Origin of the sequence: Bariatricus sp. SGI.161 (assembly GCF_050313695.1) — a bacterium.
Classification (GTDB): domain Bacteria; phylum Bacillota; class Clostridia; order Lachnospirales; family Lachnospiraceae; genus JAFBIX01.
Genome location: NZ_JBNPLX010000046.1, coordinates 1 through 12845 on the forward strand (window position 1 = coordinate 1; position 12845 = coordinate 12845).

At 41.3% G+C, this 12845-nt stretch carries 13 protein-coding genes, 1 tRNA gene and 1 other annotated feature; all 14 genes read left to right on the forward strand.

All coding sequences use genetic code 11. From position 1 onward, the window contains the following. Positions 1-163: 163 nt before the first annotated feature. The 14 genes from ACQRBH_RS16335 (at position 164) to ACQRBH_RS16400 (ending at position 12822) form a co-directional block, all read left to right on the forward strand. Positions 164-463: a hypothetical protein gene (locus ACQRBH_RS16335; RefSeq protein WP_427744275.1), complete on the forward strand. Its 300-nt coding sequence runs from the start codon at positions 164-166 to the stop codon at positions 461-463. After that, on the forward strand, positions 464-1012 hold the full coding sequence (ispF, locus tag ACQRBH_RS16340; RefSeq protein ID WP_427744274.1) for a 2-C-methyl-D-erythritol 2,4-cyclodiphosphate synthase: 549 nt from the start codon (positions 464-466) through the stop codon (positions 1010-1012). Further along, entirely contained in the window at positions 975-2099 is a 1125-nt protein-coding gene (locus tag ACQRBH_RS16345; RefSeq protein WP_427744272.1) for a GNAT family N-acetyltransferase, read from the forward strand. Before ispF ends, ACQRBH_RS16345 begins: the two co-directional genes overlap by 38 nt. An 868-nt stretch (positions 2100-2967) precedes the next feature. After that, positions 2968-3477 carry a DedA family protein gene (locus ACQRBH_RS16350; RefSeq protein ID WP_427744669.1) on the forward strand — a complete coding sequence of 170 codons (510 nt, stop codon included), beginning with the start codon at positions 2968-2970 and terminating at the stop codon, positions 3475-3477. A gap of 18 nt (positions 3478-3495) precedes the next feature. Then, positions 3496-4788 (forward strand): glycosyltransferase, encoded by a 1293-nt coding sequence (locus ACQRBH_RS16355; RefSeq protein ID WP_427762522.1) that lies wholly within the window; start codon positions 3496-3498, stop codon positions 4786-4788. Next, the gene (locus ACQRBH_RS16360; RefSeq protein WP_427744673.1) at positions 4721-5359 is read left to right on the forward strand and encodes a DUF374 domain-containing protein; all 639 of its coding nucleotides are present in this window, start codon (positions 4721-4723) and stop codon (positions 5357-5359) included. Before ACQRBH_RS16355 ends, ACQRBH_RS16360 begins: the two co-directional genes overlap by 68 nt. Before the next feature lie 45 nt (positions 5360-5404). Continuing rightward, the gene (locus tag ACQRBH_RS16365) at positions 5405-6112 is read left to right on the forward strand and encodes a response regulator transcription factor (protein WP_427762523.1); all 708 of its coding nucleotides are present in this window, start codon (positions 5405-5407) and stop codon (positions 6110-6112) included. Beyond that, positions 6084-8162 carry a sensor histidine kinase gene (locus ACQRBH_RS16370; RefSeq protein ID WP_427762524.1) on the forward strand — a complete coding sequence of 693 codons (2079 nt, stop codon included), beginning with the start codon at positions 6084-6086 and terminating at the stop codon, positions 8160-8162. The genes ACQRBH_RS16365 and ACQRBH_RS16370 overlap by 29 nt, the downstream gene beginning before the upstream one ends. 112 nt (positions 8163-8274) lie before the next feature. Further along, positions 8275-8600: a binding site (T-box leader), on the forward strand. 146 nt (positions 8601-8746) lie between these two features. After that, positions 8747-9442, forward strand: a complete 696-nt coding sequence (gene epsC / locus ACQRBH_RS16375; RefSeq protein WP_427762525.1) for a serine O-acetyltransferase EpsC — start codon at positions 8747-8749, stop codon at positions 9440-9442. Position 9443: 1 nt separating this feature from the next. Then, positions 9444-10850, forward strand: coding sequence for a cysteine--tRNA ligase (cysS, locus tag ACQRBH_RS16380; RefSeq protein ID WP_427762527.1), 1407 nt, complete (start codon positions 9444-9446; stop codon positions 10848-10850). Next, positions 10835-11278 (forward strand): Mini-ribonuclease 3, encoded by a 444-nt coding sequence (locus ACQRBH_RS16385; RefSeq protein WP_235234012.1) that lies wholly within the window; start codon positions 10835-10837, stop codon positions 11276-11278. Before cysS ends, ACQRBH_RS16385 begins: the two co-directional genes overlap by 16 nt. Before the next feature lie 9 nt (positions 11279-11287). Then, positions 11288-12040, forward strand: coding sequence for a 23S rRNA (guanosine(2251)-2'-O)-methyltransferase RlmB (gene rlmB / locus ACQRBH_RS16390; protein WP_427762529.1), 753 nt, complete (start codon positions 11288-11290; stop codon positions 12038-12040). A 27-nt stretch (positions 12041-12067) separates the two neighbouring features. Beyond that, positions 12068-12685: an RNA polymerase sporulation sigma factor SigH gene (gene sigH, locus ACQRBH_RS16395; protein WP_427762530.1), complete on the forward strand. Its 618-nt coding sequence runs from the start codon at positions 12068-12070 to the stop codon at positions 12683-12685. 64 nt (positions 12686-12749) lie between these two features. After that, positions 12750-12822: transfer RNA gene (locus tag ACQRBH_RS16400), tRNA-Thr, on the forward strand. The last annotated feature ends 23 nt before the right edge of the window (positions 12823-12845 follow it).

The following is a 12845-nucleotide window of genomic DNA, read 5'->3' on the forward strand; positions in this document are numbered from 1 at the left end:
TTCCCGCTACTTGTAAAAAGGGAGGCATTGAATGTTCTCTCTTTTTTTGAATATGAATAGAAGAGATAGGGTTTTATTTTTGTGTCTCCACTATACAAAAAATAAGAAATCATTTATAATATTAAAAATATAGATTACGCTATCATTGAGGAGGAGTACGATAATGACGAAAGGAAGCTTAACGATTCGAATTCTCGCAGGGGCATATCTGGTCTATCTTGGATATAGCCTGGTTCGTGATTCTGTTTTAAATAAGCCGGAATATTTTATTGTTTTTTTACTCATAGGACTTGCATTCCTGATTCTAGGAGCAACATGGTGCATTTTGGGAGTGAAGAAATATATTAAAAAGGAATATACGGACTATGAAGAGTCGAATATAGAGGAAGACGATAAAGTAGATTCTGATCAAGAAGTGGTAAAAGAAGAAGTTGAAAAAATAGAAGAAAAAGAGGAATCATAGATGAGAGTTGGAATGGGATATGATGTTCATAAATTGGTAGAAGACAGGGATCTGATATTAGGTGGAGTTAAGATTTCATACGAAAAAGGTCTTTTGGGACATTCAGATGCGGATGTGCTTCTGCATGCGATTATGGATGCGTTGTTGGGAGCTGCTGCATTGGGAGATATTGGCAGGCATTTTCCAGATACTGATCCCCAATATAAAGGTATCTCTAGTATCAAATTGTTAGAACATGTAGGAAAGCTCATTGAGGATAATTTATATGTGATTGGAAATATTGATGCAACGATTATTGCCCAACGTCCGAAGATGGCACCACATATCGAACAGATGCGTATGAATGTGGCAGAAGCATTGCATGTGGATATTAGCCAGGTAAATATTAAGGCGACAACGGAAGAGGGGCTTGGATTTACTGGAAGCGGTGCTGGAATTTCCGCTCAGGCGATAGCAGCTCTTGATACGATAGAAAATTGTAGCTATGTCGTAGGACCAGAAGAAGGAAGATGTGCAGGATGTAGTGGCTGTCCGCATATGGAAAGATAGTATGATAGTAAAAGAGAAGCTCCGTACAGGGGCTTCTCTTTCTCAAAGAAAGGATAATAGAAGAATGGATATATGTAACTTAAGTCCCGGGGAAAATGGAAAGACACGGGCATTATATGAAGAAGTTTTTGAGGAAGACAGTAAAGGGTTTGTTGATTATTATTATATGGAAAAGACAAAAGACAATCAAATATATGTCATAGAAGAGGATGAAGCGATTCGTGCCATGCTTCACCTAAATCCGTATCATTTATATGTAAATGGATCCGAAAAGGAGGTTAACTATATTGTTGCAGTTGCAACACAGAAGGAATATCGTAAAAGAGGATATATGGCTAACCTTTTAAAGCAAGCATTAAGAGATGAATATCGGGATGGAAAGACATTTACTTTTTTGATGCCAGCTTCTGAAAGTATTTATATTCCCTATGATTTTCGGACAGTTTATGAGCAAAATAAAAGGGTGTATTGTGAACAGAAAGAAAATGAGATGCAACAAAAAGATGATTTTTTGGTGATTGAAGATGCCAAAGAAAAGGATTGCAAAGAGCTGGCAGAGTTTGCCAATTCTTATCTCTTGGGACAATATCAGGTATTTGCTATCAGAGATGCCGCATATTATCAGAGATTGATAAAAGAATATGCCAGTGACGGAGGAAGTCTGAAAATATACCGTAAAGAAGGAAAAATAACAGATTGTCTTGGATGGTATCCTGAAGAAACGGCAGAAGAAAAAGAAAAACCAAAGATTATGGTAAGAATTGTAGATGTCCGCAGGATGTTAATGTCTCTTTCTCTGCGCTCATTAATGAGTACATGTTTTTGCGTGATAGATCCCATTATTGTAGAAAATAATCGCTGTGTTGTTATAACTGGAACTGAATTTTCCGGAGTAATGCTTATGGACGGGAAACCGGAAAACAGCGAAGGAACTATAACGGTCGCCGCACTGGCAAGTCTGGTATTCGGTGCAAAGACAGTGGAAGAAGTCTGCCAGGAGGAAGGTGTTGAGATGTCCGAAAGGATGAAAGCAGAGATGAAGAAAATCATACCACTTTCTAAGATTTATCTGAATGAGGTTGTGTAGGAATTTAGATTAGTTAGTTGGTAATTGGGTGTGTACGGCGAGAGGACGGATGGGATGGTTGCCATTGCGGAGTCCTTCGCTAAGAATCCATAACAGGAAAAGAAGCAGATATTTTGTGACCAGGCTGATTCACCCCGAAATCCTGATGATTTCGAGGCTCAGCAACCTTCTCAGATTTGGCTTGAGGCCAAATCATCGCACAAAATATCTGCTTCTTTTCCCATAACGGATTCTATCGCTTGTCCAACGAATGGCAGCCATCCCATCCATCTTCTCGCCTGACACCCCCCAAATCCGCAACTTCCTCATCCGGGAGAATTCCTGCGCGTTATGCAGAGGGAAAGATCATAGCAAAGATATGTCAAAAAACTGGCAGAATAACTAACTGATTCTTCCATTGAAATAATGATAAATAGTATAAAACATCGCTCCCCATTGCGCTTCGCGCCAGGAATTCCTCCAGATGAGTTCGTTCAGTATTTGAGAATGTCAGGCGCAAGGAAGCTTGGTAGGCTGGTTGCTATCCGTCTATCCAAGCGTTAGAATCCGTTACAGAAACAAGAGCCGCCATTTCGTGTGAGAATTTGACCTCAAGTCAAATTCGAAAGGACTGCTGAATCGAGAAATTACCCAAATTTCTCGGTGAATCAGTCCGGTCACGAAATTGCAGCTCTTTTTTCTGTTATGGATTCTCAGCGAAGGATACCGGATAGCAACCAGCCTACCAAGCTTCCTTGCGCCGTACACTCTCAATTACCAACTCACTCATCTAAATTCCCATCTTTAGAATATCTTTAGAATTTTCATTCTTCGTTCTTAAGATTTCCCTATTATGCTTATGGTATCAGAACGAAGGGAGGTCTTGTTTATGACAATCCAGATGCTTACTCAATATTTTGCACAATATGGGGCTGTATTTGTGTTTTTGATTGTTCTGCTGGAATATATGAATCTTCCGGGATTTCCGGCAGGGGTAATCATGCCGCTGGCAGGAATCTGGGCAGCGCGTGGTGATATCAGCTTCCCTGCGGTTATGGTGATATCAGTGGCTGCAGGACTTCTTGGAAGTTGGATACTGTATTTTCTTGGAAGACTGGGCGGAGAGATCTTCCTGCGGTTTTATCTCCGGCATTTTCCTCAACATAGGGAATTGATCGAACAGAATATGGAAATGCTGCGAAAACGGGGGCCGACAGGTGTATTCCTTGGAAAATTGGTGCCCATGATCAGGACGTTGATTTCCATCCCGGCAGGTATGATTTCGATGCGATTCGGTAGTTATACATTGAGTTCCTTACTGGGTGTGTTTGTGTGGAACCTGGTATTTGTCGGAGCAGGATACTTTCTGGGCGATGCTGTGTGGCAGATTCTGAGATGATAAGAAGGGGAGAAGGATATGAAGATTGCAATGATGACAAACAATTATAAACCCTTTGTGGGAGGTGTTCCTGTGTCCGTGGAACGATTGACATGCGGGCTGCGTGAAAGGGGACATGAAGTCTGTGTATTTGCACCAGAGTACCGAGAACTGGAGAATGAAGAGACAGGAGACCAGAGAGTAGAAGAACAAGAAGATGTAGTGCGTTACCGGTCTTGCCGAAGAAAATTTGAAAATGGAATGGTTATCCCTGATGTAACGGATCCAAGAATAAGGGAAGCATTTGCAAAAAGAAAATTTGATCTGATTCATGTGCATCATCCAATGTTGATCGGAAATGTGGCGGTGGCTCTAAGCCGCAGATATCAATTGCCCCTAATCTATACATATCATACGAGATATGAGGAATATCTGCATTACATCAAAGTGTTTTCGGGAAAGCGAGAGTGGACAGCTGTGGAAAAATGTCTGGAGCAGAGCAGAAAATGGCTTCCCAGGTATATGGCATCATTTATGAATAAATGTGACCTTGTGCTGGCGCCTTCTGCCGGTATGCGAGATTCTATCTTACGACAAGAAATTTCTACACCTGTCCGGATTCTTCCGACGGGTCTGAATGACGGTTCTTATGTGAAAGATGAGAAAGTATCCGATGAAATCAGAAGAACATATCTGGGGGATAAACGCTGTTTGTTCTGTACGGTGTCAAGATTGGAGAAGGAAAAGAATCTTTATTTTCTTCTGCGAAGTATTCAATGTCTTCGGCGACGTGTGGGGGATGGATTCAGCGTAATGGTGATTGGTGATGGAGCAGAACGACCGGCACTGGAACTATATGCAAAAGAGCTCGGTATCGAAGGGGTGGTGAGATTTGTCGGAGAAGTACCGAATCAGAAAGTGAAAAATTATCTGTTTGCAAGTGATGTGTTTTTGTTTGCTTCCCAGTCAGAGACTCAGGGAATTGTACTTGCGGAAGCGATGGCTGCAGGGCTGCCAGTGGCTGCTGTGTCAGCCTGTGGAGTCAATGATATTGTAAAAGATGCAAAGAATGGTTATCTTACAGCGGAGTCGGAAGATATATTTGCTGCAAAGATGGAAGAACTGATGATGGATCACGAGAAGAGATGCAGATTTGGTGCAAATGCGCTTGGAATGGCACAGAATTATCAGATAGCTTATATCGCGGCAGAGGCAGAAGAAGTTTATCGTATGATTTTAGAAAAGAGAAGGAGGGCGGAAGAATATGGACATGAAGCTTATGAAAAGAAAGATGTTATGTCGTCTGTTTTACATTTATTTAAAGCTTCTTGAAAAAACAGTGTGCATAGAATGGCAGCAGCCAGAGATGTTTTCTGGACATAATATCGTGGGATTCTGGCATGAGGACAGCTTTGCTATGAATCTGGTACTCCAGGCAGTCACAAAAGAATGTGCAGATGTATCTGTTCTGGTAACTGCAGATGAACGTGGAGAATATATTCAGAATCTTCTGGAGCGTTGTGGAGGAGAAGCGGTCAGAGTAGGATATGGTTTCTGCAATGCCGGAACCTTGAAAGATCTGTTGAAAGCCTTGAAAGAAGCAAAAAGAAGTGTGGCAATTGCCATGGACGGTCCATTAGGGCCTAGACATATCCCGAAGAAACTGACCTATTTTTTGTCTGAGAAGAGTCAGACGGAGTTGACTGGAGTCACGATTGCCTATTCACATAAGATTTCTCTGAACAGACGATGGGATCATTATCACATTCCATTGCCATTTTCCAGGATTACAGTGCGGTTCGATAATTATGGAATCGTATCCTGCCATTGTCCTCCGAGAATCCGGGTATATCCCTGTGAACGGGAGTGTAGTATAATGATTGGCGGGGAAACATCCTCCTGAGAATATTCTTCTTCATATGGAGAAGGAAGGAAAGGAATCATCGAAATGAAAATGAATCATGTGTTAATCGTAGAAGATGACAAAGAAATCCGAGAAGGTGTGGAAATATATTTAAAAAGTCAGGGATATGAAGTGTATCAGGCAGCAGATGGATTGGAGGGCCTGAAAGTGATTGAATCCCAAGAGATTCATCTGGCAATCGTGGATGTGATGATGCCGCGAATGGACGGAATTCAGATGACTATAAAGTTAAGGGAAAAATATGATTTTCCTGTAATATTTTTATCAGCAAAGTCAGAAGAAGTGGATAAGATTATGGGGCTTAATATGGGAGCAGATGATTACATAACAAAACCATTTACGCCAATGGAATTACTGGCAAGAGTTAATTCACAGCTTCGGCGTTACCGGAGATTTATGGAAAAACTGGATCGGAAAGAGAAGATGGAGAATATCCATATAATCGGAGGACTAGAGCTTAATGAAGACACGATGGAAGCTTCTGTAGATGGTGAACCTGTAAAATTAACCCCGACAGAATATAAGATCTTGTTACTTTTGATGAAGAATCCGGGCAGAATCTTTTCCGCAGAAGAGATCTATGAACGCGTGTGGAATGAACGGGCGATAAATACAGATACCATTATGGTCCATGTGAGGAATATCCGCGAAAAAATAGAAATCAATCCAAAGGAACCAAAATATTTGAAGGTGGTGTGGGGTGTTGGATACAAAATTGAAAAACAGGCATAAATTAGCAATCGTATTGATACTGCTGACTATTATGACAGCATCGCTATCAGTAATGACACAATATCATCAATGGTATCAGGAAGAAAATAAAGCCATTGAGCAGGACAGACGAGAAGAGCTTACCTCAGAAGATTTCCTAGAGCAGTTTATTGAGGCGTCGTATATTTTGTACAATACGGAAAGTACAAGAGAAGAAGCAGATCCTGATGGATTTAATGAATTTCTGGAAGGGTACATGTCGGACGTAAAAGAAGAATTTGATTCTTTCTATCCTTATCTGGATTATCAGGTCAAAGATGAAGATGGAAAAGTTGTGGCAAAGAGTAAAGTGGAGTCCAAACAATCTCTATCAGAGAAGAATATGGATGCATTTGCACTGGGAATGGTCATCACATATGATGAAAATGGTATGCCAAGCGTCAAGATCGAAAAAAGTGATTATCAGGCTGAACAGATCACCGAGTTGAGGGAAGTGCTGAATCGATTTCAAGAAGATAATCCGGAATGGGATGATGATTATTATGAGACAAACACACAGGGCATGTTTCAGACTCCAAAGGATCGCACTTATATATTTGCAATGACAGAAGAGAATCTCCAGACATATTTTGAACACTACTTTTATGTGGGAACCCATGCTCCAGAGAGTGCAAATAATTTTATTGTGATCCTGATGATCATAGTAGCTGCACTGGCGATGCTCTATCCGGTATTTCCATCGTTGAAAACAGGAGAAGAAAAAATCTTTCATGCACCGCTGGAAGCTGTGGTGATCATCTTCTGGATAATGCTTGCGGTCATATTTAACCATTGTGGATGGCTCTTTCAGAGAAATAATGGAATTGCAGATTTCTTTGATTTTACAGTCTGGATTCTGGTGTTTGCCATTGTCTATTGGACGGCGTCCTGCGTGCGCCATATTTACACAATGGGAATCCGACGTTACCTGAAAGAAGAGACACTCACAGGTTCTTCATGGAAATATATCAGACAGATATGGCAGCTCCTTATGACCAAAGGAAAAAACGGACTTCAGAAATGCTACCACTCATTGACAGATATTGACTTCCGTGAAAAAAGTAATAAAACAATCCTGAAAATTGTTGGGGTGAATTTTCTTATACTTGCCATCACATGTTCCCTCTGGTTCTTTGGTATTATGGCACTGGTTGTATATTCTGTGGTCTTATTCTTGATTCTTCGCAAATACTATAGTGATCTGCAGGAAAAATACGCGGTACTTTTAAAAGCAACCGGTGAAATCGCTAAAGGGAACCTGGATGTCGTAATCACCGAAGACCTGGGCGTGTTTCAGCCATTTAAACCAGAAATTGAAAAGATTCAAAATGGATTTAAAAAGGCAGTGGATGAAGAAGTCAAAAGCCAGCGCATGAAGACAGAACTTATCACCAACGTATCCCATGATCTGAAGACTCCACTGACAGCAATCATTACATATGTTGATCTTTTGAAAAATGAAAAAGATGAAGAGAAGAAAAAAGAATACATTGATGTTCTCGAACGCAAATCCCTGCGGCTCAAGGTACTCATAGAAGATTTGTTTGAAATCAGCAAGGCAAGCAGCAAAAACGTTACACTCAATATTATAGATGTAGATGTAGTCAATCTGTTCAAACAAGTCAAATTCGAGCTGGAAGATAAGATTAAGGCAGCAAACCTGGAATTCCGCTGCACTTACCCAGAAGAAAAAGTAATTCTCCCACTCGACAGCCAGAAGACCTATCGAATCTTCGAAAACCTCCTGGTCAACATCGTAAAATACGCAATGCCGCATACCAGAGTATACGTTGAAATCACAAAAGAAAAAGAAAAAGTACGGATTCGGATGAAAAATGTCTCCGCAACAGAACTAAACTTCAATCCCGAAGAACTTACCGAACGCTTCGTTCGAGGCGATACCGCAAGAAATACCGAAGGTTCAGGGCTTGGACTGGCGATAGCAAAAAGCTTTACAGAACTGCAGAAAGGAAAGTTGAAAATAGAAACAGAGGCAGATCTGTTCAAGGTAGAAGTTCAATTGGGGACGTAGTACTTTGCAAAAGTACTACGTCCCCAATTGAAAAATGTGGTGTCCCAAAATGAAAAATGTCCTGTACCCGATTGACATTTTTTGTGTTTTCACATATTATATATCCTATACGAGAAAAACGATGAACGGAAAGAGTAGCAGATTGTGGAACTATCAGAGAGAAACTGTCACCGGCTGAAAGCAGTTTCGAGGGAAGCGGCTGTGAAGTGCCTCCGGGAGTTGATTCGGTGAAAGGGTGGGTCATGGGAGTGACTGATGAATGGAAGTAGCCGGATACGGAATTACACACGTTACGTGTATCAAGGTGGAGGAAGATTCCATGATCTGTTAAGGTGTGCTTTGGTTTTACGCAATCGAAGGATGTCTTTTGGTGACAGATTCTGTAAGTGGAAATTATCCTCTAAAAGAGTGGAACCGCGGAGTTGCTTCGTCTCTTAGATTTGATAAGAGACGAAGTTTTTTATTTTAATAGAGTTATTATTCTGAGAAATATATTTTAGAGAAGTACATTTTAGAGAAGTATCTTCCAGATAAGCTCATTTTATTTTATTAGTGATGAACTCTGCGAAAAAGGAGAGATTTTTATGGGTATGATATCGTATGTCAAAGAAGAGATTCAAGTGATCCGGGAGCGTGACCCGGCAATCAAGTCAAATATGGAGGTGTTCTTATATTCCAGTTTTAAGGCAATCCTGCATTATCGTGTGGCGCATAAGCTGTATCTGAAGAAGCATTATTTTCTGGCTAGATGGGTATCCCAGAGGGCTGCCAGAAAGACGGGAATTGAGATCCATCCGGGCGCGACTATTGGAAAAGGTCTGTTTATTGACCATGGAAGCGGGGTGATTATTGGAGAGACCGCAGAGCTAGGAGATAACATTACATTGTATCAGGGGGTGACTCTGGGCGGTACTGGTAAGGAGCAAGGCAAGCGTCATCCTACGCTTAAGGATAATGTTATGGTAAGCGCCGGCGCCAAAGTACTTGGCTCATTTACTATTGGAGAGAATTCCAAGATTGGGGCAGGAAGCGTTGTGTTAAAAGAAGTGCCGCCGAATTGTACGGTTGTAGGAGTCCCGGGAAGAGTGGTCAAGATGGGGGATGAGAGAATCCCGAGACTGGATATGGATCAGGTACATCTTCCGGACCCGATCAGTAATGATATTCGGGAACTGCAGGCAGACAATCTCAGAATGCATAAGCAGATTCAGGAGATGGAAAAATGTATGAAATGTATGAGAGATGAGAACATAGAGATTATAGAAGAGGAGAAAGCGTAATATGAAGATTTTTAATACATTATCAAGAACAAAAGAAGAATTTGTACCTTTGGAAGAGGGAAAGGTCAAGATGTATGTGTGCGGTCCTACCGTATACAATTTTATCCATATCGGAAATGCAAGACCGATGATTGTATTTGACACGGTCAGACGTTATTTTGAATACAAAGGATACGATGTGAACTATGTATCTAACTTTACCGATGTAGATGATAAGATCATTAAGAAAGCTATTGAAGAAGGGGTTTCTTCAGATGAGATTTCCAAACGTTACATTGCAGAGTGCAAGAAAGATATGGAAGGTATGAATATTAAGCCGGCGACCAAGAATCCACTGGCAACAGAAGAAATCTGTGGTATGGTAGATATGATCCAGACACTGATCGATAAAGGATATGCTTATGAGAAAAATGGTACTGTATATTACCGCACCAGAAAGTTCAAAGATTATGGAAAGCTTTCTCACAAGAATCTGGATGATCTCCGCTCCGGAGAACGTTCCCTTCTGGTTACCGGAGAAGATGAGAAGGAAGATCCGTTGGATTTCGTACTCTGGAAACCGAAAAAGGAAGGTGAGCCTGCTTGGCAGTCTCCATGGTGTGACGGACGTCCGGGCTGGCATATTGAGTGCTCTGAGATGTCTAAGAAATATCTGGGTGAACAGATTGACATTCATGCAGGTGGTGAGGATCTGATCTTCCCGCATCATGAAAATGAGATTGCGCAGAGTGAGGCTGCCAATGGAAAGGAATTTGCAAAATATTGGATGCACAATGCATTTTTAAATATTGATAATCGTAAGATGAGTAAATCCCTTGGGAACTTCCGTACAGTCCGTGAGATCAGCGAGCAGTATGATCTGCAGGTACTTCGTTTCTTTATGTTGAGTGCACATTACAGAAGTCCATTGAACTTTAGTGCAGATCTGATGGAAGCGTCTAAGAATGGTCTGGAGCGTATTGTCAATGCAGCAGATAACCTGAAGTTTTTAATGGGCAATGCGAAGGCAGAAGTGATGACTGAAGAGGAAAAAGAAGCATTTACAAAGGCAGGAGAATTTACCCAGAAGTTCGAAGAGGCAATGGATGATGACTTCAATACAGCAGATGCAGTGGCAGCAGTCTTTGATCTGGTTAAATACATCAATACGACAGCAAATGCTGACAGTTCCAAAGAGTATCTGAAGAATCTGTTCGATCTTCTGGTAAAACTTACAGATGTTCTTGGTCTGATCGTGGATAAGAAGGAAGATATCCTGGATGAAGAGATTGAAAAACTGATCGAAGAACGTCAGGCCGCACGTAAGGCAAAGGATTTTGCAAGAGCAGATGCAATCAGAGATGAATTATTGGCAAAGGGAATTATCTTAAAAGATACCCGTGAAGGAGTGCAATGGAAAAGAGCGTAGAATGGCAGTTTGACTCCTATATGCAGGAATTATTCCAGATGAAAGAGGTGGATATAAAAGAATATTCACCTCTTACTTTAGCGTATATCGGGGACAGTATTTATGATCTGATCATCAAGTCTCTGGTGATCAATGAGGGAAATAAGCAGGTGCAAAAGCTTCATCGTGAGACCAGTTCTATGGTACAGGCATCTGCCCAGTCAAAGATGATGCGTACGATTCAGGAGCATCTGACAGAAGAAGAACATGCAGTATTTAAGCGCGGGAGAAATGCAAAAAGTGTATCTCCTGCCAAGAATCAGTCGATTACTGATTATCGAAGGGCAACAGGCTTTGAGGCATTGATGGGATATCTGTATCTAAAAAAAGAGTGGAAAAGAATGCTGGATCTGGTTAAAATAGGATTAGATAGTCTAGAAAGCGTATAGGGAGCATATATGAATAACGAAAAAAAAGTGAATGAAAATATGATAGAAGGACGTAATGCAGTTCTGGAGGCATTTCGGTCTGGTAAGCCAATTGACAAGTTATATGTATTGGACGGGTGCCAGGACGGTCCGGTGCGGACCATTGTCAGAGAGGCAAGAAAGCATGATACAATTATTCATTTCGTAGAAAAAGAAAGGTTGTCTCAGTTATCTGTAACAGGAAAACACCAGGGTGTGATTGCCTGTGCAGCAGCATATGAGTATTCAGAAGTAGAAGACATGTTGAAGCTGGCAGAGGAAAAGGGCGAAGATCCTTTCCTGATTCTTCTTGATAATATTGAAGATCCGCATAATCTTGGAGCGATTATTCGTACTGCCAATCTGGCAGGTGCACATGGAGTGATCATTCCTAAGAGAAGGGCAGTGGGGCTTACTGCTACAGTGGCAAAGACTTCTGCGGGAGCTTTGAATTATACACCGGTTGCAAAAGTAACGAATCTTACAAAGACGATGGAAGAATTAAAAGAAAAGGGGCTTTGGTTCGTGTGTGCCGATATGGGCGGCAAGATGATGTATGATCTGAATCTGAAGGGACCTATTGGATTGGTCATTGGCAATGAGGGAGAAGGTGTCAGCCGCCTGGTAAAAGAAAATTGCGATTTTGTGGCAAGTATTCCTATGAAAGGCGATATTGATTCTCTGAATGCATCTGTTGCTGCAGGTGTACTGGCCTATGAGATTGTGAGACAACGGATGCAATAAAAGAAAGTGGTTCATAATGGTGGGTATATGGCAAGTTATGAGAAGATGTCGGACGAACAGTTGATCCGAAGACTCCGAGAAGGAGATAAGAATATTATCGATTATATTATGGAGAAATATAAGAATCTGGTGCGAAAAGAAGCCAATGCCATGTATCTTCTGGGAGGAGAGAATGATGACCTGATCCAGGAGGGGATGATTGGGCTGTTTAAAGCAGTACAGGATTATGATGTGACACAGGAGGCATCTTTTTTCAGTTTTGCAAGACTTTGTATTACACGCCAGATGTATTCGGCAATCGAAGCGTCTAAGAGAAAAAAACATAGTCCGTTAAATAGCTATGTTTCTTTATATGAGAAAACGGATGAGCAGGTCACTCTTTTGGAGACAATGGAAGCGGGCGGTGAAAGCAATCCGGAAGAATTACTGGTGAATCGTGAATATGCAGAATTGCTGGAAAGTAAGCTGGAGGAATCGCTCAGTGACCTGGAAAACAGAGTATTATATCTACATCTTCTGGGAACTGATTATAAGACGATTGCTCGATTGTTGGATAAAAGCCCTAAGACAATTGATAATGCACTGCAGCGGATTAAAAGTAAGACAGAAAGGATTCTGGAAAAAGAAAAGGGAGAAAATCACTGAAATTTTTATTGACAAACTGAGGATAAATATTGTATAGTATCAATGTTGCATATATGATATGCGTGCTGCCTTGGCTCAGTCGGTAGAGCGTCGCCTTGGTAAGGCGGAGGTCGGCGGTTCGATTCCGCTAGGCAGCTTACAGAAAACCCTTGATTGATAT